Origin of the sequence: Bacillus sp. B1-b2 (genome assembly GCF_009183415.1) — a bacterium.
GTDB lineage: Bacteria > Bacillota > Bacilli > Bacillales > Cytobacillaceae > Niallia.
The window spans coordinates 154,364-179,966 of sequence record NZ_WEHU01000006.1 but is presented as its reverse complement, the minus strand read 5'-3'; the positions used below and the strand labels follow the sequence as shown (position 1 = coordinate 179,966).

At 33.9% G+C, this 25,603-nt stretch carries 22 protein-coding genes; 14 read left to right on the top strand and 8 right to left on the bottom strand.

The window, feature by feature from the left end:
- Window positions 1-248: 248 nt before the first annotated feature.
- The 10 genes from mqo (at window position 249) to F9279_RS07990 (ending at window position 12,246) form a co-directional block, all read left to right on the top strand.
- A complete protein-coding gene (gene mqo, locus F9279_RS08035) occupies window positions 249-1,751 on the top strand; it encodes a malate dehydrogenase (quinone) (protein ID WP_152112280.1) in 1,503 nt (500 codons plus the stop codon).
- A 549-nt stretch (window positions 1,752-2,300) separates the two neighbouring features.
- Window positions 2,301-2,687, top strand: a complete 387-nt coding sequence (locus F9279_RS08030; RefSeq protein WP_193224510.1) for a sporulation protein — start codon at window positions 2,301-2,303, stop codon at window positions 2,685-2,687.
- Window positions 2,688-2,712: 25 nt separating this feature from the next.
- Complete coding sequence (locus F9279_RS08025) at window positions 2,713-3,474, top strand: TerC family protein (protein ID WP_152112278.1); 762 nt, start codon at window positions 2,713-2,715, stop codon at window positions 3,472-3,474.
- 190 nt (window positions 3,475-3,664) lie between these two features.
- Window positions 3,665-3,976: a PTS sugar transporter subunit IIB gene (locus F9279_RS08020; RefSeq protein ID WP_152112277.1), complete on the top strand. Its 312-nt coding sequence runs from the start codon at window positions 3,665-3,667 to the stop codon at window positions 3,974-3,976.
- Window positions 3,977-4,030: 54 nt separating this feature from the next.
- Window positions 4,031-5,308: a PTS cellobiose transporter subunit IIC gene (gene celB, locus F9279_RS08015; RefSeq protein WP_152112276.1), complete on the top strand. Its 1,278-nt coding sequence runs from the start codon at window positions 4,031-4,033 to the stop codon at window positions 5,306-5,308.
- A gap of 105 nt (window positions 5,309-5,413) precedes the next feature.
- Window positions 5,414-5,719, top strand: a complete 306-nt coding sequence (locus F9279_RS08010; protein ID WP_152112328.1) for a PTS lactose/cellobiose transporter subunit IIA — start codon at window positions 5,414-5,416, stop codon at window positions 5,717-5,719.
- A 153-nt stretch (window positions 5,720-5,872) separates the two neighbouring features.
- The gene (locus tag F9279_RS08005; protein WP_226793355.1) at window positions 5,873-7,789 is read left to right on the top strand and encodes a BglG family transcription antiterminator; all 1,917 of its coding nucleotides are present in this window, start codon (window positions 5,873-5,875) and stop codon (window positions 7,787-7,789) included.
- A 329-nt stretch (window positions 7,790-8,118) separates the two neighbouring features.
- The gene (locus F9279_RS08000; RefSeq protein WP_152112274.1) at window positions 8,119-9,153 is read left to right on the top strand and encodes an agmatine/peptidylarginine deiminase; all 1,035 of its coding nucleotides are present in this window, start codon (window positions 8,119-8,121) and stop codon (window positions 9,151-9,153) included.
- A gap of 21 nt (window positions 9,154-9,174) precedes the next feature.
- Complete coding sequence (gene aguB / locus F9279_RS07995) at window positions 9,175-10,050, top strand: N-carbamoylputrescine amidase (RefSeq protein ID WP_152112273.1); 876 nt, start codon at window positions 9,175-9,177, stop codon at window positions 10,048-10,050.
- 297 nt (window positions 10,051-10,347) lie between these two features.
- Window positions 10,348-12,246: a diguanylate cyclase gene (locus tag F9279_RS07990; protein ID WP_152112272.1), complete on the top strand. Its 1,899-nt coding sequence runs from the start codon at window positions 10,348-10,350 to the stop codon at window positions 12,244-12,246.
- A gap of 24 nt (window positions 12,247-12,270) precedes the next feature.
- Here F9279_RS07990 and F9279_RS07985 read toward each other — a convergent pair whose 3' ends face one another.
- The gene (locus F9279_RS07985; RefSeq protein WP_152112271.1) at window positions 12,271-13,935 is read right to left on the bottom strand and encodes a peptide ABC transporter substrate-binding protein; all 1,665 of its coding nucleotides are present in this window, start codon (window positions 13,933-13,935) and stop codon (window positions 12,271-12,273) included.
- A gap of 298 nt (window positions 13,936-14,233) precedes the next feature.
- Here F9279_RS07985 and F9279_RS07980 point away from each other — a divergent pair, with 298 nt between their 5' ends.
- Together F9279_RS07980 and F9279_RS07975 are read left to right on the top strand one after the other, a co-directional pair.
- Window positions 14,234-14,692 (top strand): GNAT family N-acetyltransferase, encoded by a 459-nt coding sequence (locus F9279_RS07980; protein WP_152112270.1) that lies wholly within the window; start codon window positions 14,234-14,236, stop codon window positions 14,690-14,692.
- Between the two features lie 364 nt (window positions 14,693-15,056).
- Window positions 15,057-16,589, top strand: coding sequence for a Ppx/GppA family phosphatase (locus F9279_RS07975; RefSeq protein ID WP_193224509.1), 1,533 nt, complete (start codon window positions 15,057-15,059; stop codon window positions 16,587-16,589).
- Between the two features lie 51 nt (window positions 16,590-16,640).
- Here F9279_RS07975 and F9279_RS07970 read toward each other — a convergent pair whose 3' ends face one another.
- From F9279_RS07970 to ahpC, 7 genes are all read right to left on the bottom strand, one after another.
- Complete coding sequence (locus F9279_RS07970; protein WP_152112268.1) at window positions 16,641-18,743, bottom strand: RNA degradosome polyphosphate kinase; 2,103 nt, start codon at window positions 18,741-18,743, stop codon at window positions 16,641-16,643.
- 200 nt (window positions 18,744-18,943) lie between these two features.
- Window positions 18,944-19,072 carry a cyclic lactone autoinducer peptide gene (locus tag F9279_RS07965; RefSeq protein WP_152112267.1) on the bottom strand — a complete coding sequence of 43 codons (129 nt, stop codon included), beginning with the start codon at window positions 19,070-19,072 and terminating at the stop codon, window positions 18,944-18,946.
- Window positions 19,056-19,691, bottom strand: coding sequence for an accessory gene regulator ArgB-like protein (locus F9279_RS07960; protein WP_152112266.1), 636 nt, complete (start codon window positions 19,689-19,691; stop codon window positions 19,056-19,058). The genes F9279_RS07965 and F9279_RS07960 overlap by 17 nt, the downstream gene beginning before the upstream one ends.
- Window positions 19,692-19,773: 82 nt before the next feature.
- Window positions 19,774-20,241, bottom strand: coding sequence for a hypothetical protein (locus F9279_RS07955; RefSeq protein ID WP_152112265.1), 468 nt, complete (start codon window positions 20,239-20,241; stop codon window positions 19,774-19,776).
- Between the two features lie 44 nt (window positions 20,242-20,285).
- Window positions 20,286-21,116 carry a sensor histidine kinase gene (locus F9279_RS07950; RefSeq protein ID WP_152112264.1) on the bottom strand — a complete coding sequence of 277 codons (831 nt, stop codon included), beginning with the start codon at window positions 21,114-21,116 and terminating at the stop codon, window positions 20,286-20,288.
- A 219-nt stretch (window positions 21,117-21,335) separates the two neighbouring features.
- On the bottom strand, window positions 21,336-22,865 hold the full coding sequence (ahpF, locus tag F9279_RS07945; RefSeq protein WP_152112263.1) for an alkyl hydroperoxide reductase subunit F: 1,530 nt from the start codon (window positions 22,863-22,865) through the stop codon (window positions 21,336-21,338).
- A gap of 11 nt (window positions 22,866-22,876) precedes the next feature.
- A complete protein-coding gene (ahpC, locus tag F9279_RS07940; protein ID WP_152112262.1) occupies window positions 22,877-23,440 on the bottom strand; it encodes an alkyl hydroperoxide reductase subunit C in 564 nt (187 codons plus the stop codon).
- Window positions 23,441-24,022: 582 nt separating this feature from the next.
- On the opposite strand from ahpC, the gene F9279_RS07935 reads away from it, so the two are divergent.
- On the top strand, window positions 24,023-24,493 hold the full coding sequence (locus F9279_RS07935; protein ID WP_152112261.1) for a hypothetical protein: 471 nt from the start codon (window positions 24,023-24,025) through the stop codon (window positions 24,491-24,493).
- A 70-nt stretch (window positions 24,494-24,563) separates the two neighbouring features.
- Entirely contained in the window at window positions 24,564-25,586 is a 1,023-nt protein-coding gene (locus tag F9279_RS07930) for a polysaccharide pyruvyl transferase family protein (protein ID WP_152112260.1), read from the top strand.
- Window positions 25,587-25,603: the final 17 nt, after the last annotated feature.

Genomic DNA, 25,603 nt, shown 5'->3' with positions numbered 1-25,603 from the left:
ACCTGTTTATTAATAGATTAAAGCCTTTTAGCTGTAAGTATCTTCTAATTCATACTTTTCAATATTTCTTAACTATCGTATAATAAAAGTTAAATAATTTAATTTTTATGAAAATATTAATGAAAAGTATTAAATAACTGGTAATTCAGAGAAGGTGTGTGGCAAGTGTACATTCTTCATTTGCTGGTACTATTAGAAGTTAGCGCTTACATCTTATCTGCAAATCTATAGGATTAAGGGGTGTCATTATGAGCAGAAGAGAAATGAACACAGATGTTATCTTAATTGGTGCCGGAATTATGAGTGCAACTTTAGGAACTCTACTTAAAGAACTAGCTCCAAATTGGAAGCTTTCTGTATTTGAAAAACTTTCTCAAGCAGGAGAGGAAAGTTCTAATGAGTGGAATAATGCAGGAACAGGGCATGCGGCATTATGTGAATTAAACTATACAGTAGAAAAGCCAGATGGATCTATTGATATTAGTAAGGCCGTTACAATCAACGAGCAGTTTCAAGTATCTATGCAATTTTGGTCCCATCTTGTAAGAGCTAAAGTATTACATAATCCTCAAGACTTTATAAGATCAATACCTCACATGAGTTTCGTAGAAGGAAGTCAAGATGTTAGATTCTTAAAGAAACGTTTTAAAGCGCTATCAAATAATCCTCTTTTCGAAGAAATGAATTTTTCAGATGACCCAGAGATTTTAAAGAAATGGATTCCCCTCATTATGCAAGAAAGAGATTCTACAGAACAAATAGCGGCAACAAAAATCGATGAAGGCACAGATGTTAATTTTGGTGCTTTGACTAGGTCTTTATTTCGATATCTAGAAAATCAAGATGTTGATTTAAACTACAACCACAGTGTAAATGATATTAAAAGAACAGCTGATGGATTATGGGAATTAAAAGTAAGAAACCTAATAACAGGTACAACGGAAATTCATAAAGCAAAGTTTGTCTTTATTGGCGGTGGTGGAGGCAGCCTACATTTATTACAAAAGTCAGGTATTCCAGAGGGAAGAAATATAGGTGGGTTTCCAGTAAGTGGGATATTCATGGTGTGCAATAATCAAGAAATAGTAGAGAAGCACCATGCTAAAGTATATGGGAAAGCAAAAGTAGGAGCACCCCCAATGTCAGTACCACATCTAGATACACGCTATATAGATAATCAGAAATCTCTTTTATTCGGTCCTTTCGCCGGTTTTTCTCCTAAGTTTCTAAAGAAAGGTTCTATGTTTGATTTGTTATCATCTGTTAAACCAAATAATCTTTCTACTATGCTTGCGGCTGGCGCAAAAAATATGCCATTGACTAAATATTTAATACAGCAGGTCATGTTGTCAAAAGAGCAGAGAATGGAAGAACTACGTGAATTTATTCCAAGTGCTCATGCAAAAGACTGGGATTTAGTAATAGCTGGTCAGCGTGTACAAGTAATTAAAGATACTGTTGATGGAGGAAAAGGTACATTACAGTTTGGTACAGAAGTAGTTCATTCAGAGGATGGCTCTATTGCAGCCCTACTTGGCGCTTCACCTGGTGCATCTACAGCTGTGCAGGTTATGCTTGAAGTTATTTCTAAATGTTTTCCTGAGTATATGGCGGAGTGGTCTTCTAAGATACAAGATATGATTCCATCCTATGGCTTATCTTTAGAAGTAAATCCAGCACTACTACATCAAATTAAAGAATCAAATAATCGAACCTTAGGATTAAATGAAAAAAATTCTGTTTTTAGTTAAATAGAAGAGAATGTATTTTTTTCAAGGGTGTCTTTTATGGATAAAATGCCCCTTGACGTAACAATAGCAGGCATATTAATATTAAAGTACAGTCTTACAAATAATGACTGTATAAATGTAAGTTATATACTCCAAAGGGGAGTAGCTAACAGTTACGTCGACATTTCGTGATTCCATGGGTCACCGGCTTAACTGGCAACGTTACGTTGTTTGCGAGACCTTTGCCATTAGGTAAAGGGATATGGATATAAGTATTAGGACCTTTACCAAATGATTCTTGGTAAAGGTCTTTTGTTTTTTCATTTTAAAAAGAAAGATATATTTGCTCAAGAACAATTAGTTCCTAAACATGGAAAAAATAATTCAAGGAGCGAGTTTACTGATTGAAAAGTGATAGGTATTTTTTTAGCACTACTTATTACGATAAGTTTATACACATTGGCATAGTAACATCAGAAAAAATAAATCCACCAAGAAGCATTACTGTGTATTCGTATATGCACAGTTCATAAAATAACTATTCTTTATAAAAACAGGAGGAAGGATTACTTGCTTAAATTAGTAGCGAAATGGTTAAAAATTGGTTCACCTAAAGTTGATTTAAAAATTAGTAAAAAAGAAGCAAAATATCATGAGATTATATCAGGTAACTTTCATATTAAGGGAGGAACAAAGAGTCAAAAGTTAAAAAGATTAGAGTGTATGCTCATGAAAGAAACACAAAATGGAATATTGGAACCAGTTCAAACCGTGACGACTATATTAATGTCTAAACAGTTGAAGGAAGAGGAGGATTTAATCGTTCCTTTTACCTTTCAGTTGTCACCTGAATTGGAGCCTTCTTCACAAAGATGTACCTATAAATTTCATACAAATCTAATTTTCGCAGATAATAAAGTTAGTGATGATCATGATGAGCTAGTGGTTAAGAAATAAAACAAGGGAAAGGGGTTTTTCTTCTTTGGATACAGTTATGTTATTAGAGTATGGCTGGGTACTGATGGTTCTTATCGCACTTGAGGGAATACTAGCTGCAGATAACGCACTGGTAATTGCTACAATGGTAAAGCATTTACCAGATGAGCAAAGGAAAAAGGCTCTTTTCTATGGTTTAGGCGGGGCGTTTATTTTCCGTTTTGGATCATTATTTATTATTTCGTATTTAGCAAATATATGGCAAGTTCAGGCTTTAGGGGCTATTTATTTAATAGGAATTGCTCTTTACCATTTGGGGAAGAAGCACTTCCTTCAACCTAAAAATAAAGATGGTACGAAAGAAAGTAAAGGTTCTGGTTTTTGGGTGACTGTAATAAAAGTCGAATTTGCGGATGTTGCATTTGCAGTTGATGCCATTTTGGCAGCAGTAGCTTTGGCGGTTACGTTACCATTAACAAATCTACCTACAATTGGTGGGCTGGATGGTGGCCATTTTCTTGTAGTTCTTCTAGCAGGTATTATTGGTATTGTTATCATGCGATTTGCTGCTAATTATTTTGTAGGATTATTAGAAAGAAGACCAGGACTTGAGACAACAGCTTTTGCTATCGTTGCATGGGTTGGCGTTAAGTTAGCTGTATATGCACTTTCCCATCCGAATCTAGCTATCATTGAAGAAGGATTTGGGAAAAGTACGCTATGGAAAACCATTTTTTGGTCGGTATTATTACTTATTGCTATAGTAGGTTGGTTCCTATCGAAAGAGAAGAAAGAAATAGTGAAGTAGTATTTTAAAATCCCAACACTTGTTGGGATTTTTTTTACGGAGAGTCCCAGCCTACCTAATCAACCATACTTTTTCCCCCTTCAGACGGAAAAACAATAGCTTTAGTTGTAAGAGTTTTCAATATAAGATAAGAGTGTAGAAATTATCCACATATAAATCTTTTAAATAAATGTTATGGAGGTTATTCACCATGAAAAGAATTTTATTAGCATGTTCTTCAGGTATGTCAACAAGCTTATTAGTTTCTAAAATGAAAGAAGCTGCAGCGGAGAAAGGGATCGAAGCAGAGATTTGGGCAGTTGCTCAAGATAAAGCAGTATCAGATATGGAGCGAGCGGATGTATTATTGATTGGTCCACAAATGCGCTTCTTGAAAAAGAAATTAGCTAGTTCAGCCGAAGAAGTTGGTATACCGTTAGATGTAATTGATCCAGTTGCATATGGCCGTATTGATGGATTAGCTGTATTAAATAAAGCATTAGAATTGATTGAGAATAACTAAGCACCATTTTACTGATAAATGAAAGCACTTACTATTAAATGAGGGGAAATGACCATGAATAAATTTATGGAAATACTAGAAAACAGTCTTTTGCCTATTGCAGAAAAGTTGAATAACAATCGCTATTTGGCGGCATTAAGAGATGGATTTATGATTGCCTTGCCTTTAATCATATTTGGTTCTATCTTTGTTGTAATTGCTAATTTTCCTTTCCTTGATAAAGTACTAAGTGAAGATAGTTACGCTGCCTACCAAAATGCGTTAGGGCCAGCTTCTGCTGCTACACTTAGTATTATGGGATTATTCGTACTGATGGGAATAGGTTATAAACTAACTCAAAGCTATGGGTTAGAAGCCATTTATGGATCAGCAGTGGCTGTTGCCTCTTTCCTAATCTTAAACCCGCAAGAGCTAGATGGTGTTACTGGGGTTATCCCTACTGCTATTCTAGGAGCTCAAGGTATGTTCTTGGGGATTTTTACCGCTTTTATTTCTGCGGAATTATATCGTTTCTTTGTGAAGAAGAATTGGACTATTAAAATGCCACCAGGTGTACCAGAATCAGTTTCAAGGTCCTTTAGTGCATTAATACCAATCACACTAACATTGACTTTCTTCTTAATTATTCGTATCTTATTTAGTTTTACATCGTTTGATACGGTACAAAACTTTATCTATACTATTATCCAAGAACCTTTAACTAGCTTAGGAAGCAGCCTACCTGCTACGATTATAGTAGTACTTTTAATTCAAATATTCTGGTTCTTTGGTTTACATGGACAAATTATTATGAACTCTGTATTAGATCCAATATGGTATGCATTAAATGATCAGAATTTAAGTGCTTTCCAGGCTGGAACAGAGCTTCCAAATATTATTACCAAGCAATTTATGGACACATTCCTAGTTGGTATGGGTGGAACTGGGATGACATTGGCAGTAGTAATCTTGATTTTCTTAGTAGGGAAAAGTAGACAGACAAAAGAATTGGGGAAATTAGGAGGACCAGCAGGAATCTTTAATGTAAATGAACCCATCATTTTCGGTCTACCTATCATCATGAATCCATTAGTTGTTATCCCTTGGTTATTAGCACCTGTTGTTATTACAATTATTACCTATTTTACAATGTCAGTAGGGCTAGTACCTAAGCCAGCGGGAATTATCGTTTCTTGGACTACTCCAATTGGAATAAGTGGATTCTTAGCTACAGGAAACTCATGGAGAGGTGCAGCACTTCAGATATTCAACTTATTAGTAGTAATGGCGATTTGGTGGCCATTCTTAAAAGTTCTAGATAAGAACTATTATGAAACAGAAAAACAAGGATAAGTAGAAAGAAATGAATATAGAAGAGGTTTTAGCTTATAGAGAAAAGCCTCTTCTAGAATCTTAGAAATAGGCTGGAAAGAAACGGAGTGGCTATGTATGGAAGCAATGGACAAAATGACAGAAATCGCATTTCAAATTATCTTATTCGCTGGGAATGGACGTTCTTGCGCAATGGAGGCAATACAAGAAGCAAAAGAAGGGAAATTCGAACAAGCAGACAAACTGTTAGCAGAGTCTAGTGCAGAGCTTGGAAAAGCACATAGTTTTCAAACAAAACTACTTCAAGAAGAAGCAAGTGGTAATGGAAAAGGTGTGAACGTTATCTTGGTTCATTCTCAGGATCATTTGATGACTGCTATGACTGTACGTGATTTAGCTGTAGAGATTATTGAAATATATCGCAATAAATAAGTATAAGATACTATTTGTTTATGTAGTATAATGGTTCTGGTCATGAAAAAAGGATCAGAGCCTTTTTGAGTAATGAATGCAGCTACTTTAGTATGGGCAAAAACATTACGTACCCCACTAAGGAAAGGAGACTTTGTATTGTTAAGCTCCCGGATGAAAGAGATACTACGAGAATTAATGACAGCGGATACACCTATAACAGGAAGTTATTTAGCTACCGAAAATGAAGTGACGAGTAGGACGATTAGAGAAGACATCAAGAATTTAGATTATATATTGAATAGCAATGGAGCGAGGATTATCGCTGTTATTTCAAAAGGATATAAATTAGAGATTAGGGATAAACAATTATTTCAAGCCTTTTTACAGTCAATCTCTGTTGAAAATTCCTTTTATAATAAGGCAATACCAAAGACTCCAGAAGATAGAGTAACCTATTTAATTACTCGTTTTCTGTTAAGTGACCACTATATTAAGCTAGATGACTTAGCCGAAGAATTATATATTAGTAAATCAACGATTCAATTAGATATAAAAAGTGTAAAAGAAATATTACAAAAATATGATATTACTTTGGAAGCAAAACCAAATTATGGACTAAAAGTATTAGGAGAAGAGATAAAGGTCCGTTTTTGTTTATCTGAATATGTGCTTAATAGAAATCAGCAAACAAGTAGTGCGTTAGATGTACCGCTTCCATCCTTTTTCTCTGATACTAACAAGGAGAAAATCCAAACTATTATTTTAAGACAAATTGAGAAACATGATATTACTTTATCAGATATAGCAATCAATAACTTGTTAATTCATATCATTATAGCGCATAAAAGAATTGTAAGCGGACACTATGCAGCACTTATCCATGCTGATTTAGATGAAATGCAACAACAAAAAGAATATCATGTTGCAAGTCAAATGGTGAAAGAAGTGGAAGCACTATATGAAGTAACCTTTCCACAAGAAGAGATAGCATATATTGCTATGCATTTATTAGGTACAAAAATGGTCTCCCAAAAAAGAGGAGAAATTGACCATGTAATTGAGAAAGATATTTTTGAACTTGTAACCTTTACCTTATCCAAGATAGAAGAACAGCTAGACCTTGGTATTGAAAAGGATGAAGAACTTATCTTTGGTATGAGCCTGCATTTAAAGCCAGCTGTTAATCGAATTAAATATGGAATGAATATTAGAAATCCTATGCTAAGGGAGATAAAAAATAATTATCCTCTTGCATATGAAGCAGGCATCATTGCAGGACTTGCCATTACAGAATATACAGGAATTGAAATGGACGAGAATGAAGTTGGCTATCTGGCTCTTCATATTGGTGCAGCAATGGAAAGAAAAAAGCTAAACTCTGGCTCTAAAAGATGCTTAGTAGTATGTGCCTCTGGCCTTGGAACAGCTCAACTCATTTATTATCGATTAAAGTCTTATTTTGGAAGTAATTTAGAGGTAGTAGAAACCACAGAGTATTATAAGCTAGAGCAATATAATTTGAACGATATTGATCTCATTGTAAGCTCTATACCTATAAGTGAGAATTTTAATGTGCCAGTTATTCAAGTTAATGCTATCTTGAAGGAAAGTGATTTAAAGGCAATTGAAAAATTTATCATGCACCAGAGTAATAACCAAACGACTCCATCCTTCTTCTTAGAAGAACTAGCTTTCTTTAGGAAAAAGTTCGATTCACAGGAACAGGTTTTGCAGTTTTTATATGAACAATTGATTGAAAAGGAATTAGTTGATCAAACATTTTTAGAGGCAGTTTATGCAAGAGAAAAAGTCGCTTCCACCTCATATGGAAACTTAGTTGCTATTCCACATCCTATCACTCCACAGACAGAAAAAACCTTTCTAAGTATATGTACTTTAGAGAAACCTATTAGCTGGAATAATAATTCTGTACAGCTAATTCTCCTTTTATGTGTGAAAAAGAATAGCCAAGAAGATTTACAAGAGATGTATGAGATGTTAGGACAAATCATTGAGGATAAGGCAAGAGTGCAAAAAATGGTTAGAGTAAGTGACTATGAGGAGTTTATGGAGTTGATGAAAGAATAGTCTCTATTTCTCTTGTCTAATGCTTAGTAGAAAATAAAAGAGAGGAGCCAACTTTACAATAGTGGCTTCTTTTCGTTCTCTTTTTTAATTAGCAATATTTCTACTAATTAAGGCACATAATAGATATATAATGTTCTTCAAAGGAGTCCTCATTTTAGAATTCATACTCAGTTAGTTGAAATACCCCTTTAAAGCAGCTCATTTCTACTATCTATCTGTGTCTGAAAAAATTTACCACTACTATAAGTTTCCCTTTATAATAGACTTTCATTATAATATGATGTTAGTTAGAAGTTCTTGAAAATATTATTGCAAAGTGAGAGAAGATAATGCTACCAATAGAATTAAATTATAGAATGCCCGCAGAATGGGATAAGCATGAAAGAACATTTATTTCTTGGCCTGTAAAAGATTCCATGGTTTTTCCTGATGATTATGAAGCAGTGAGCAAAGGCTATGCAGAACTAATCCATGCGATTTCAGAATTTGAACCAGTAACTATCGTAGTGAACCCAGATGAAGCAGATGCTGTTCAAGCATTGTTTGAAGATAAGAATAATATTGATACCTTAGCAATTGAACACAATGATGCTTGGTTAAGAGACAATGGCCCAACATTTCTTATTAATGATGATAAAAAAGTTGCTGCAGTAAACTGGCAATTCAATGCTTGGGGAGGAAAATATTCTCCTTGGGATTTAGATAATGAAGTGGCTCCTAAGATTCTAGAAAAGTTCCAAATAGAGAAGTTTGACGCACCACTAGTGATGGAAGGTGGATCTATCCATGTAGATGGTGAAGGTACTGTTATTACAACAGAAGAATGCCTATTGAATACAAACCGTAATTCTCAACTGTCAAAGGAAGAGATTGAAGAACAGCTAAAAGCATATTTAAATGTGAAAAAGGTTATTTGGTTAAAATCAGGTTTAAGTGGAGATGAAACAGACGGTCATGTAGATAATGTCGCTTGCTTCGTGGCGCCAGGTAAAATTATGATGCAAGTATGCAATGATCCAGCAGATGAAAACTATACTATTACACAAGAAAATATTGCTATCTTAGAAAGCGAAACAGATGCTTTAGGGCGTAAACTAGAGATTATTCCAATTGAACAACCACCAATAGTTATGCATGAAGATAGTAGATTAACATTGAGCTATATCAATTTTTATTTTGTGAATGATGGAATTATTTTACCTGTTTTCGGTGGTACGGCCGAAGAAGCAGATAAAAATGCTGAAAAAGTATTACAAGACTTCTTCCCAGATAGAAAAATCCGCACAATCAATGGAATGGCGATTATCCGCGAGGGTGGAAATGTACATTGTACAACACAGCAAATGGTCTTAGGTAATCAATAAATTTTACTCGAGGTGAAATAGATGAGAAAAGTAAAAGTAGCAGCAACACAAATGAGCTGTAGTAATAATATGGATGAAAATATTGAAAAAGCAGATCGATTAGTAAGAGAAGCAGCTGCAAAAGGAGCAAACGTTATCCTTTTACAAGAGTTGTTTGAAACACCATACTTCTGCCAAAAAGAAAAGTCCGATTACTATGTATATGCAAGAGAAGTAGAGACAAATAAAGCAATCAATCACTTTAAAGAATTAGCAAAGGAATTAAAAGTAGTTCTTCCTATTAGTTTCTATGAGAAAAAGAATTATGCACGATATAACTCGGTAGCCATGATTGATGCAGATGGAACCATTCTAGGAACTTACCGCAAAAGTCATATTCCTGATGGTCCTGGTTATGAAGAAAAATTCTATTTTAATCCAGGAGATACAGGATTTAAAGTATGGAATACACGCTTTGGAAAAATCGGCGTGGGTATCTGTTGGGATCAATGGTATCCTGAAGCAGCACGCGCTATGGCATTAATGGGAGCAGAAATTTTACTTTATCCAACTGCAATTGGTTCAGAACCACAGGATACTTCTATCGATTCAAAAGATCATTGGCAAACATGTATGCTTGGACATGCTGCTTCCAACTTAATGCCAGTTATTGCGTCAAACAGAATTGGATTAGAGAGTGACGAAGAATCAAGTATTACCTTCTATGGTTCTTCCTTTATTGCAGGACCACAGGGGAATAAAATTGAAGAAGCAGGACGCACTGAAGAGACTGTATTAGTAGCTGAATTTGATTTAGATCAACTAGAAACACAACGTATTGAATGGGGGATTTTTAGAGATCGCCGTCCTGATTTATATAAAGTAATAACTTCTTATGACGGAAGTACATTAATCTAATAGAAGAGAAGATTAGCTTACGGGCTAGTCTTTTTTGTTTTCCAAAAATATGTGCTTCGTTTTCTTCATAATGGAGGCTGTATAAATCTTTTCAATAGTGCTCTCAACTCATATTCCACAAAAATTAGATTTCTTCCCCTTATTTTTAGAATAGCATGTCATAGTATATCTCCATGAAAACATCTTAAAATAAAACTGATCATATAATGAGTAAATTTGCCTATATATATATTAGTGACTAATGACCTAATTTTCTCTACTATAAAAGATAGTACAACATCTATGTGAGGTAAAGTCATGAAGTATATAAAAATAGGCATCTTCCCCTTTCTTGCTTTATTTATAGCACTATCAGCAGTAATTCTTTATCATCAAAAAGCAGATAAACCAGATAATATAAGGGTAGATAATGGTTCCCTTTCTTTGGATCATTGGGATTTTGATCAAGATGGGGTTATTACATTGGAAGGATCTTGGGATATTTATTGGAATCAACTACTTACACCTGATTCGTTAACGAAAGCGACTGATAAAACGGAGATAGATGTTCCTCTTTTATGGAAAAAATTAAATAAACCAGATAGCTATGCTACCTATCATCTCTCCATCAATGGCCTAGAGAAAGGACAAATCTATGGATTAAAAATGATGGATTACTTTTCAGCCTTTCAACTATGGGTAGATCAAAAAAAACTTGCTTCTTCAGGTATAGTAGGAACATCTATGAAGGAAGAAGTTGCTAGATTTGATCCACAAGTCGTAAATTTTACCGCTTCAGAAGAAACAACTGATATACTCATTCAAGTATCGAATTTTCACTACCGAGAAGGCGGCATTTGGTATCCACTCCTTTTAGGAAAAGATAGTCAAATCCATGATAGAACAACAAAGCAAATTGGCTTTGAATATATCCTCTTTTTCGTTTTACTTATTATTGGCTTCATTCATATTGGACAATACTTAAATCGCAGGTCAGATATAATTCCACTATGGTTTGGTTTAAGTTGCATAACCATAAGTATTCGCTCTACTGCTGTTGGAGAAAGAATATTAGGAGATTGGTTTCCTACCATTTCAATGGAACTAATGATGAAAAACTCTTTTTTCTGGTACTTTTTAACACTCCCACTATTTTTACGATTTATTTCCAGCTTATATAAAGAGGAAGCTTTTCCGAGAATTAATAAATATTTTACTATATTCGGCATCCTGTTCTCTGCTATAGTGATACTATTTCCAGCAAGAATATACTCTAGCATACTATTCCTTTTTAATGGAATGATGCCAATCGTACTAGCTTCGGTTCTGATTACCATTGTCAGGACTGTCTATCATAAAAGGTCAGGAGCAAAGCTTGTTTTACTGTGTATGACGGTGTATTCCTTTGCTATTCTTTATGATATTTTAGTAGCACAAAAAGTAATTGTAGGGCGTGAATTAGCAGCTTTCGGTTTACTAATATTTGTTCTCTCTCAATCTTATGTTACTTTTTCAAAATTTTCAGGTGCATTTAAAGAAGTAGATAAAGTACAAACAGAGCTATTAGAGTTGAATGAGAATCTAGATTGGAAGATAAAAGAACGTACAAAGGAATTAATTACTTCACAGCAGAAATTAATTCAGGTAAATAATCAATTAGTGCATTTATCCTTTATGGATGGACTCACAAATGTAGCCAATCGGAGAAATTTTAATAAGAAATTAGAAGAGTATTGGGAGGAAGCTATTCAATTAAAGCTACCCTTCTCCGCGTTATTAATAGATGTGGATTATTTTAAACTATATAATGATAATTACGGTCATTTAAAGGGTGATGAGATTCTTGCTAGAATTGCTGCTGTTATGCAGAGCTTAGAATTAGCAGATAAAGACCTTGTAGCAAGATATGGAGGAGAAGAATTTGCGATCCTCATACTAAATAAGAATACCCATGAATCAGTAAGAATGGCTGAAGAATTGATGAAGAAGCTAGCGAGTGAGGAAATAGAGCATGCCTATTCAAAGGTAAGTAACTATATAACAGTTAGTATAGGTGTCGCCACCATGTTCCCAAAGGAGGGAATGGGATCCTCTTCCCTTATTTTGAAAGCAGATGAAGCCTTATATAAAGCAAAAGATCATGGAAGAAATACATATAAAGTAAATATGGATAATCATTCATTAAGTAAAGAAAAAAGGGAGAAATTGCTACAGTAGCAATTTCTCCCTTTTCTAAAATTTTTATTCAGCTACATCTGCCCATTTGTATTCGTATGTTGGTCCAAATGGATTTACAAAAACATCTTGAACTTTCGGAGAAACAAGTTGCGCTCTTGATGCTTGATATACAGGTGCAATCGGAGCATCTTCAAATAATAATTTTTCTGCTTGTAAGAAATTATCATAACGAGCCACATTGTCAGTAGCAAGCGTATTTGCTGTATCTTGAACTAATTTATCGTAGTCTGCATTTGAATATCCAGTCCAGTTGTTACCACTGTCAGTTGTCCATAGGTTTAAGAATGTGAATGGATCAAGGAAGTCAGGGCCCCATCTAGAAAGCTGCATTTCATAATCCATGCTATCATCTAAGTCTAAACGTTGTTCTTTTGGAACTTGTTTGATGTTAACTGTTAATCCTTCTAAGTTTGTAGAAAGTTGGTTTGCAACATATTGAATAAGTGTTTTCGTTGTTGCATCATCATCTGCTAAGAATTCTAGTTCTACTGAATCAGTACCAAGCTCTTCTAGTCCTTTAGCCCAAAGCTCCTTAGCTTCTTCTAAGTTATACGTAACAAGATCGCCACTTACTTCACGGAAATCCTCACCAGTTTCCGGCATTGGAGTAAAGTCTTTTGGAACTAGCCCATTTGCAACAATTGAACCATTGTTTAGAATTTCATCTACTAAAGCTTCTTTATCGAAAGCAGTACTAATTGCAAGTCTGATATTTTTGTTTGCAAGTGCTTCATTTGATTCTTTATTCAATTTGATGAAGTAAACAAATGTATCAGCTGATACAACATAATCCTCATCTGTAGAATATTGATCTACTAAGTCTGATGTTAAGTCTACACGATCAACTTGACCTTTCTCATATAAATCAACAGCAGTTTGTGGGTCTTTTACCACTTCAAATGTTAATTGATCCATTTTTACAGTACTAGCATCCCAATAATCAGCATTTTTCACTAAGTTCCAAGAATTGCTAGTGCTATCCCAATCAGTAATGGTATAAGGACCATTTGCTAGAAGGTTTTCTGAGTTAGTTGCAAAGCTATCGCCTTTTTCTTCCACAAATTTTTGATTTAATGGTAAGAATGTTCCAAATGTAGTTAATGTTTCAAAGTAAGGAGTTGGATTTTCTAATTCTACAACAAGTGTATAATCTCCATCGGCTTTAACTCCTAAATCTGCTACAGGTAGTTCACCACTACTTACAGCAGTAGCATTTTTAATAACGCCATTCATCATGTAAGGACCATATTCAGAACCTGTATCAGGATTAACAGCGCGTTGCCATGCGTATACAAAGTCATTAGCAGTTACAGGATCTCCGTTAGACCATTTAGCATCTTCACGTAAAGTGAAAGTCCAAGTAAGTCCATCTTCACTTACTGTATGATTTGTTGCTATACCTGGTGATGGTTTCGTATCTTTATCTAAACGATATAGTCCATCCATTGTAGCTGATAAATAAACAAATGAAGATTCATCTGTAGCTAATGATGGATCCATAGAAGGAATTGCTTCTGGATTTAAAAAGTTAAGAACCTTTTCTCCTTCAGTTGCTGTACTATCATCTGTTCCTGCTGTAGTTTCTTTTGTATCATCTCCAGAACAGGCAGCTAGTACACTCAACACAAATGCAAATGTTAATAGTAGTAACCAATTTCTTTTCTTCAAGTAGTCTCCCCCTAAGTGTTGTTTAATTCTTCTGAATATTATCTATGTATAGAAGATTTGGAACTATAAAAATTATTATAAGCGCTACATTATTTATTTGTAAAGATTTTCTTTGGACAATTGTTGAAGAAAATATTTTTCTAGACAACTATTTTGGAAGAGTAGAACAGGATAATAGTAGGTGAATAGAAGCAATATTGAATAAGAAACTAAACATAAGTTTATATTCTAGAAGGTGTTCCGATTAGCAAACAAAGCAAAGAAACCTTATGATAAATATAAAATGGGAGGGATCGAAGTGGAATATCGCAAAGCTAATATAGAAGATATACCTTTATTGAAAGAGCTAAGGAAGAAACAATTATTAGATGAAGGGATAGAGGCAAACCAAAATATTGATCAAGATTTGGAGCAATTCTTTCAAAAATATCTACTATCTGAATCACTTATCCAAATGCTAGTAGTAGAGCAAGAGCATGGAAAAATCATAGCTACAGGAGCTATTGTTATATATGAATTTCCTCCGACCTATACAAATAGCAGTGGAAGAAAAGCTTATGTAACGAATATGTATACAGAAGAAGCATTTAGAGGAAAAGGAATAGCAACAAACTTACTAAAAAAACTTGTCGAAGAAGCAAGAGAACGAGATATTAAAAAAATGTGGCTAGGAGCCTCTAAACTTGGACGACCTGTATATAAAAAGTTTGGCTTTAAAGAAACAGATGAATGGATGGAATTAGAGATAGAAAGCTAGTGTAAACAACCACCCCATTTTCCTAGTAGTTACTCACATTTTGTGTGTCAAACTCTGTTATAATTTGAAGTGGAAAATATCTTTTAGTTGTTAAGATTCGTTATTTCCTTTATCTATAAAAAAATACTTTTTTCCATAGATAAATGGTGGTTAGATACAATCATTTCTATTTGCTTATAAATGAATATTATTTCAATTTAAAGGGTAAAAAGAAGGTAAACATATTTACAAAGAAACTACTCTTTATTAATGAATCTTTTAGTAGTAATAATATTAACAAAAACTTTACAAAATCTACTTGAAAGACAGAGTTTCAAGCTATAGGATATGAAAATAAACAATACATAGAAGGGTGATAAGAATATTGCAAAGAAAAGCAGCAATTATTGATATCGGCTCTAACACAACTCGGCTAGTTATTTTTGAGAGTGCTGGGAATGGGAAGGGCTTTAAAGAAGTAGAAAATATAAAATCCCCCACACGATTACGTTCCTATCTGGATGATCAAAATATAGTAAGTGACAAAGGGATTGTCCTGTTAATAGGTATCTTACAACGTTTTCAGACAATTATCCAACACAGCGAAATAGAGGAAGTATACGTAGTTGCTACTGCTACGATTAGACAAGCTCGGAATGGAAGCGACATTATACAACGAGTAAAAGAGGAAATAGGCTTAGAAATCACCTTATTAAGTGATTATGAAGAAGCTTATTTCGGATTTTTAGGAGTTATACATTCCTTGGACATTGATGAAGGTCTAACAGTGGACATGGGTGGAGGTAGTACAGAAATTACCTATTTTAAAAATCGTAAACTAGTAGAATACATTAGCTTACCTTTTGGTTCTTTATCATTAAAGCATTTATTTGTAAAAGGTGACATTCCTACAGAAGAGGAAATGACAAAGATTTGTCAGTATATAAGCAAACAATTTCAAGCACTACCTTGGTTGGTAGATAGACAAGTTCCAATTTTTGCTATGGGCGGCAGTGCAAGAAATATGGCACAAATACATCAAGAATTTATTCATTATCCATTAGTTGGCTTAGATCAGTATGAAATGAATTATAGTGATATGGAAATGGTGAAAAATCAAGTTGCGCCACTAACCTACCCAGATCTTCTTCAATTAGATGGACTTTCTAAAGATCGAGTAGATACGATTATCCCTGCTATAGAAGCATTATATATGCTATGCGAATACACGAAGGCTCCTAGCTTTATATTGAGTAGGTATGGATTAAGAGAGGGTTTATTATATAGTAAGTGGAACCTACCGGATATGAGTTACTCTACTAGAATGGATGAGAATATAGGAGCCATTGCCCAAGAATATGCCATTGATTTGAAGAAAGGAAGTAAAAGAGCACGAATAGCAGACTTGCTCATTCAGCAAGTAGATGAAATATTCCAAGATGAATATAAATTAGAGCCAGAGGATTTTGCTTTATTAAGTAGAAGTGCAAATATCTATCTTTTTGGGAAAAATAGAAAGGAAGAAGCATCTCCTTTTACCTTCTCTCTATTAGCCAACCGACCTATTATTGGTCTATCTCATAAAGAAAGAGTAAAATATGCATTAGTAGCATCTTATAAGAGCAAAGGAACATTCCGCGAGTATAGTTATCCATTTAGGAATTGGTTTACAAAGGAAGAAAGAAAAAAGCTTTGTTTATTAGGCGCTCTCTTAATTATGTCGCAATGTCTCACTAGAACCGAGAGAGAGATAGTCGAAAATATAACGATTTCCTTAAATGATAATGTGTTGAAAATGAAGATAAGCTGTAATGGGTTCTACGCTCTCGAGCAATACCATCTAGAAAGAGAAAAAAAGCATCTAGAAAAGCTTTTAAAAGTAAGAATAGAGCCAGTATTCCAATCTATGAATAAATAAAACAAACGAGACCTTTTATTTCGGTCTCGTTTGTTTTATTTATGAACGTCCTTATTTTCCTAGTAAATCAAGCTGGCTATGAATAATAGCGTCATTTTCGTTTCGTTTTACATAATGATAGTTTCCATCAGAATCTTGTTCACGTGCTTTTACATTATCAGCTAACATGATAGAAAGCCATGTTTGAATACGTTCTTTTAAGCGATAATCAAAGATAGGAAATAGAATTTCTACACGATCTTCCATATTTCTTGTCATCATATCTGCGGAAGATAAGAAGGTTTTTCTTTCTCCATTGTGATGAAAGAAGAAGATGCGACTATGTTCTAAAAATCTACCTAAGATACTTCTTACGGTGATATTTTCACTAACACCTTTGATTCCAGGTCTTAAGCAACAAATCCCTCTAATAATGAGCTCAATTTTGACACCAGCATTAGAAGCTTCATAGAGCTTTGTAATTAATACCTTATCGGAAAGTGAATTCATTTTAGCTATAATGTGTCCATTTTGATACTTCTTATGAAATTCTATTTCTTTGTCAATTAAAGCAACAAACTCATTACGAATATTATTAGGAGCCACCGAAAGATGATTATAGGAAGGTTGCTCTGTATATCCACTTAAGTAATTAAAGAAGTTAGTAGCATCAAGCCCGATTCTTCTATTAGCTGTTATAAGACTAGCATCTGTATAAATTTTAGCAGTGGTACCATTATAGTTACCTGTACCTAAGTGAACAAATAGCTCGTTTTGTCCATTTCTTCGTCTAACAATTAGGGTAATCTTACTGTGAGTTTTTAAATGAGTCATCCCATAAATAACATTACAACCTGCATGCTCTAATTCTTTAGCCCAATTCACATTGTTTTCTTCATCGAAACGCGCCTTTAATTCTACAAGTACAGTTACTTGTTTTCCATTTTCAACTGCTTTTTTTAATGCCTTAATAATCCGTGATTGACCACTAACTCGATACAATGTTTGTTTGATTGCTAACACATTAGGGTCATCCGCTGCGGTAGTGATTAACTCTTGAACGTATTCAAACGAGTCATATGGGTGATGAAGAAGAATATCCTGCTTAAGTACTTGGTCAAAAATAGAATCATCAGATTGTAAATCACTTGGTACATTTGGCAGAAAGGTTTCATATGTTAAATGCTCATATAATCCTTCTAATTTTTTGTGAAAAGAGAATAAGAAAGTTAAATCAAGTGGACCTTCTGAAAGATAGGTATCTTTCTCATGTACTTCAAGCTTATCTTGAAGGTAGGATAAGATATCATTATCATGAAGGTTTCCTTGAATTTCTAAACGTACTTCTGCACCCCATTTTCTCTTTTTTAATTGTTGTTCAATCACCTTTAATAAATCCCTTGCGCCATCTTCTTCAATCGTAAGGTCAGCATTTCGAGTAATTCTGAAAGGGGTGATACTTCTAATGTCATAGCCTTTAAATAATTTATGGATAAAATGTGCAATAATCTCTTCAACTAGAACGAAGGTTTTAGTTGAATTTTCACTAGGCAGCTCTACTATACGCCCTAATACGCCAGGCACAGGCACAATAGCAAGCTTACCTTTCGATTGACCAATCTTCATACTATCAGGATCCTCATCATTGATAAGGATAGCCAAGTTTAAACTTTTACTTAAAAGTTTAGGGAATGGACGATAAGCATCAATGGCCATTGGAGTTAGCACGGTATAAATTTGGGTATCAAAATATGTTTCAAGGAAAGCAAGTTGATCTTTGGATGCTTCCTTCATAGATAAAAATGAAACACCCTCTTTTTCTAAAAGCGGAAGAAGAGTTTTGTTATAAGTGTTATAAAGTAAGTCGGTCATTTCATGAGTTTTTTGGGAAATGAGTGATAGTTGTTCTTTAGGTGTTAAGCCTGCTTTGTTTTCTGGTTTTCTAAATCCAACCTTTACTTGATCCTTTAGTCCCGCAACACGAATCATAAAAAATTCATCTAAATTTGAGCTGAAAATGGCTAGAAATTTAAATCGTTCTAATAATGGATTGTGTACGTCCATAGCTTCTTCTAAAACCCTTTTATTAAAAGCTAACCAGCTTAATTCACGATTATTATAATAGTGTGGGTTATCTAAGTTTACCGAATGGTTCATCTTTCTTGTTGAATTCATCACATATTCCCTCGCATTAATAAGTATAAAAAATTGTACTCTCTATTAATGATACTTAAATTTCCATACTATGGCTAATAGAGAATTGTAAATTTTTTGTAAAGTTATCGGAAAATAGTAATAGTATCTGCAGTATAAGCATAAGAAATTAAGCAATAGCCCCCTTTTAAGTGAAGAAAACTTAAGAGGGAGCTATCTTTTTATTCGCTATCTTTAGGTGCCTTTGGTTGGTAGAAAATAATACTAGAAGCAGAACTTACCTCGGCTTTAGCCAATAGAATAATAAAACCTGCAATCATACCTACAACTAACTTAAGTGGATTTTTCACTTGTTTTCCTCCTATCAATCATTTCTTCCACCATATGAACAAATCTATAGGAATAAGGGTGTAAGCTGGAAAACTGAAACAGAAAAGCAAAAATAGAAGCTAGAATATATGGCATAGGATATTGGCTAACTAGTAATAGTTGCAAGATAACATACCAAATTACTATAGCAATATAAGCGATTATTCTTAGTTTTTTGTTGAGAATATCCGTTGTAATTCGATAAAAGTGATTGGAAGGGGCATATTTATATGTCATTATTAGACCGACAATAAGCGAAAAAAACAAAAGATAGGAAGTCGTATGTTGAAGGGTGCTCGGTTCTAATATGCTTATGGAAATAGAAATTCCAATGAATAAAAATAATCCGGCAATTAAGCAACGAAAGTATGTAGAGTAATGATATCCACCTGTTAAAATTCGAAAAAGAGCAAAAGTAGTAAAAGCAATAAGTGTAGATGCGGTAACACCTAAAAATAATGCAACTAAAAATAGAAGCATTACTTTAATGAAACCGCTGATAATAATTTCTAGTCCATATCGTAAATAATCTACTTCGCTTTTTTGTTCTGTGTAGTGAATTAGATAGTTTGCTAACTTTTGACTAATAGTAGCTATCATGCTTTATCCTACCTTAAATTTAGTATGGAAAACCAAGCATCTTTTACCAATAATTATAAAGTATGTAAAAATATTCTGTCAACTATCTTTTGAGCAAGGATATCTTAATAGAATAGTTCTTTTTATAAACAATAAGAGCTACTAGTAGCATTGGAATTGTTGTAGTAGATGCACTCACAAGAATTCTTTGCCACGCATGAGATAATAGATAATCATAATTCAAATCAAATAAGGCAGTATATAGTAAAGAAAACGTTAGTTCAAAAAGTATTAAGCAAACAAAGGATGTGAGCCCAATAATAAAACCATCTACTAATTTACGTTTAAATAGAAAAGAAATGAGAATAGAAAAAAAGAAAAGCGTTAAAATGGGCTTTAATGAATTAACTAGATATATATTTAGTATAAATGCAACTAAACCATATGTAAGAGCAAAGTAAATAATGGATTTCTTATTCTCCTTTAGAGATATACCCAATAGTGTAAAGCTTAACAAAGTTACTGCTAGAGCTTCTGGAACGCATAATAAAAAATAGCTGTACCAAGCCATAAAATTCCCCTCTTCTCTTGATGTTCAATTGTAACTGTAAATTCTTAAGGTTTAGGAAAAAGTAATTCAAAATGAACTAGTTCCTCTTCTATATAAATATGAAGGTCACCATGATATTTCTTTGTTAACTCTTGTATAATAGATAGTCCAAATCCTCTTCGCCTTTCTGACTGCTGAGACTTTGTTGAATAGCCTGCTTCCATAAAAGTAGTAGAAAAATTCTTTAGTATACTAGTATTTTTAACGATAATAGCAAGGTTGTCCGATCTTTCTAGCAATTCAAGACAAACATAACGCTTTTCCTCTGACAGTTCTAGGGTAGCATCTAAGGCATTATCAAGAAGATTACTAATGATTCGGATAAGATCCGTTGATGTTAGGAGGCGTACTACTTCTTCTGTAGATACAATAAAGTTAAAGATAACTTCTTTTTTCTTAAAATTTTCCATAATAGAATAGAGTAGCGAAGCCAACACAGGGTCTTTAATAGCTAAAACTTGATTATTGATACGAGTATCACCTATCAGATTTTTTATATAATCCGATAAAGCTTCATAATTATTTATAGCTAATAAACCTGAAATAACAGTTAAATGATTATTTAAATCATGACGGTCGGAACGAACAGATGCTACTAAGGATCGAAATTGCTCTTCATGAATGGATTCTGTTTGTTTAATTTTCCGTTCTGTATCTCTCTGATAGATCTTTCCAAGCAATATTAGAGATAAAATACTTAGTAAAACCACAAATATCAAGTGTACAGGAATTCCTAATATATAAGGTTCATCTTTGAATACTACGGTAGATACAATAAATAGACAGGTAAACAAAATCTGAAGCATGATAACTAATACGAGTATGATAATAGGCATAGACTCTTTTAGGAAACTAATGATAACTCCTGTAGGAATACATTAGTGACCGTCTCCTTAATTAATTTAACCAATCTATCTGAGTTTTAAAGACAGATGACAATTTACGACATATTTTGCACTTTCTTATATTTTACTATGTTTTAGGAAAATAATATAGACAAAAAAGAATAGGACTACCAAGAAATTGGTAGTCCTACCCATTAAAAAGGTATTCTATTAGTTACGGATTAGGTAATCAAAAGCACCTAGAGATGCTGTTGCACCTGAACCCATGGAAATAATGATTTGCTTATAAGCGCTATCTGTACAGTCACCTGCTGCAAATACACCAGGAAGACTTGTTGCACCATGCTTATCAACCAAGATTTCTCCCATGCGGTTGCGTTCCACAGAACCTTCTAGCCAGTCTGTATTTGGAACAAGACCTATTTGAACAAATACACCTGCAAGTTCAATATGACCTTCTACTCCTGTTTCACGATCTGTATAAGAGATACCATTTACTTTATCAGTACCAGTGATCTCTTTTGTTTGCACATTTTTAAGTACCGTTACATTTGGAAGGCTGTATAGACGATCCTGTAATACAGAGTCAGCTTTAAGCTCTGACATGAATTCTAAAACAGTAACATGGTTTACAATACCTGCTAAATCAATAGCTGCTTCAATACCAGAGTTACCGCCTCCGATAACAGCTACATCCTTACCAGCAAATAGTGGACCATCACAGTGTGGGCAGTATGCTACACCTTTGTTTTTGAACTCTGCTTCACCAGGAACACCAACATTACGCCAACGAGCACCTGTTGATAGAATTACGGATTTACTTTTAAGAACAGCACCGTTTTCTAATTCAATTTCAATTAGATCTTTTTTCTCTAAACGTTTTGCACGTTGTAGATTCATGATATCAATATCATACTCTTTTACATGCTCTTCTAAACTAGCAGCAAGCTTTGGACCTTCTGTTTGCTTAACACTAATGAAATTTTCAATAGCAAGTGTATCCATGATTTGGCCACCGAAACGTTCCGCAACAATACCTGTGCGAATCCCTTTACGGGCAGCATAGATTGCAGCACTAGCACCAGCAGGACCGCCACCTACAACTAAAACATCAAAAGGTTCTTTATCAGCAAAATCAGAAGCATCAGCAGTATTACCCATTTTTGCTAGGATTTCTTCTAAAGACATACGACCGCTACCAAATGATTCTCCGTTAAGGAAAACAGTCGGTACTGCCATGATATTTTTGCTTTCTACTTCTGCTTTAAATGCTCCGCCATCAATCATTGTATGAGTGATTCCAGGATTAACAAGACTCATAACATTCAATGCTTGTACAACATCAGGACAGTTATGACAAGTTAAGCTAATGTAGGATTCAAAGTGATATTCACCTTTAATAGCTTTCGCTTGATCAATCACTTTTTGATCTACTTTAGGAGCACGACCACTTACTTGTAGTAGAGCTAATACTAAGGAAGTAAACTCATGTCCTAGAGGAATACCTGCAAAAGTGATTCCTGTATCTTCACCAACACGGTTCACACTAAAGCTAGGTGTTCTCTCCAACTGAACTTTTTCCACTTTAATAAGAGAGGACATAGTAGCTAGTTCATCAACTAGGGCTAGCATATCTTTAGATACTTCGTCAGAACCTGCGCTTACCTTAAGTACAACTTCGCCCTCCATCATTTGGAGATACTGATTTAACTGAGCTTTAATCTCGTTATCTAATAACATACTTACACCCCTTAGATTTTACCAACAAGATCTAGGCTAGGTTTTAAAGTAGTGCTTCCTTCTTGCCATTTAGCTGGACATACTTCACCTGGATTGTTGCGTACATATTGAGCAGCTTTGATTTTGTTTACTAATGTACTAGCATCACGGCCGATACCATCAGCATTTATTTCCACAGCTTGGATTTTACCATCTGGATCAATGATGAATGTTCCGCGATCAGCAAGACCTTCTTCTTCATTTAAGATTTGGAAATCACGAGAGATTTTTTGAGTAGGGTCACCAATCATGATGTACTCAATTTTACCAATTGCATCTGAATGATCGTGCCATGCTTTATGTGTAAAGTGTGTATCAGTTGATACAGAGTATACTTCTACTCCAAGGTCTTTTAAAGTTGCATATTCATTTTGTAGATCTTCTAATTCAGTAGGACATACAAATGTGAAATCAGCTGGATAGAAACAGAAAATGCTCCATTTTCCTTGTAAGTTTTGATCTGTTACTTCAATAAATTCACCGTTATGAAATGCTTGAGCTTTAAATGGTTCTACTTGTTTACCGATAATTGACATATTATTTTCCTCCTACTAGTTATAAATTTATTAGCAGTTTAGACTTTTATATCTAAACTTATTCAAATAATAATAATTACAATTCAAAATTAATTATTATATAAATACTATTATTTTGTCAAGAAATACAGTTTAAAATATTTATTTTCCTTGTAAATAAATACGTATAAATGGTGCGTATTTATATGGAAACCCTTACATTCAAGTGAGGTTATGAAGTATATGAATCGAATGAATAATTATAAGCAAAACTTCCTTAATTGAGAAAGGGTAATAACAAATGAAAAAGATAGATAAACAAAAAAATAGAAAAAGACATATTCTGATAAAAAACAACAAGTTTCACGTGGAACATAGCTAATTGTTTATTCGTGAACAATTTCACTTAGTTCGACTATAGTATGGTTGGTAGGAGCTTTATTATTCATGAAAAAGTGGGATAAGATCTGTTAAGGATTAGCAGATGAATATGATACATCTTAATACATAGGGAAAAATGATATTTCCAAATAATCTCAATTAGAAAAAGAATGGTTTGTTTGTTCTTATAGGAGGTATTTCTAATGAGAAAGGAGGAGTAAGATGTTTTCTTGGGATGATTTAGATACGTTTGCCATCGCTTTTTTTGTGCTGTTACCAATTGTTGCGTTTATTCATGTAGTAGGGCATAAATTTTTTATTTGGATATTCGGTGAGCAAGGAGATTTAATCATTGGAAGAGGAGTGAAGCTATTTCAGTTAGGATCCATTCATTTTCATGTTCTCTATTTTATTGATTCTGCTTGCAACCTACAAGGAATGGAGAAAGAAAAGACATGGAAGCAGATTGTTATATATGCAGGTGGGATACTTTTTAATCTTATTGCTATTGTAGTGGTAAACTTTCTAATCATACAAGGTATACTTCCAAAAAGTCATATTTTCTATCAATTTGTCTATTTTTCTGTCTACTATATCTTTTTTGCCATTATACCTTGTGATTATGGAGAAAATAATCCCAGTGATGGTAAGTCTATTTATCTAGCTTGGAAGAATCACTACAAAAATAGATGAGGGAGATTAAGACAAGCTATCTAGGGTATAGAAAAAATATAAAGTAAAAAAGGGCAGGAGGAATCAAATAATGTTATCGCAATCTACTACTTTAACAAAAGGGATAGCCCCTAATGTAAGCAGAGAAGCACTCACTAATAATAAGCCAAAGGTATTTTTATTTGGATCCCCAAGCTACACAAATATTGGGGATCAGGCAATTGCATATGCAATTGAAAAGTTAATTAAAAACTGTTTTCCATACTATGAATATATTGAAATTATGGACTATGCGACAGTGGAAGGAATAGAAATAGTCAAACAGATTATAAAGCAAGATGATATAGTTTGCTTTACAGGTGGAGGTAACTTAGGTAGTCTCTATGTTGATATTGAGGAAGATAGAAGAAGGGTTATTGAGGAGTTCAAGGACTACCGAACCATTGTTTTTCCGCAATCTGCGTTCTTTGAGGATACAGAGCACGGCAGAAGTGAGGAAGAAAAAAGTCAAAGGGCATACAATCAAAATAAACATTTAACGCTTGTGGCAAGAGAGCATCAAACTTTGAAAAGATTAAGAGAAACTTTCCAAGCAAATGTACTATATACGCCTGATTTAGTATTATCCTTGCAGATAGAGCCTAGAAATTTAGAGAGAGAAGGGGTTATGTTTGTATTAAGAGAAGATAAAGAGAAAATAACAGAAGAGAATTTTGTTTCTAAACTGACTGATATTCTGAGTGGAAATTACTCTGTAGAACGAACAGACACGGTACTTTCAGAAATTGATACCATTGATTATGCGGATAGAGAACAGAATCTATTAAAAATGTTAGACAAAATTGGTTCCAAGAAACTAATCATAACAGATCGGCTTCATGCAATGATTTTCTCTATTCTAACAAAAACTCCATGTCTAGTTTTTGGAAATAGTTATGGTAAAGCTAAGCATTCTTATGAGGATTGGTTACAGGAACTAAATTTTATTGAATACACAGATAGTAAAGATGTGGAGCATATACAAGTAATGATTGATCGATTATTAGAAGCAGAGCCTAATAGAATCAATTTAACAGAGGATTTTCAAGTATTGAAGGATTATTTTACCCAATAGTAAACGATAAACGCAAA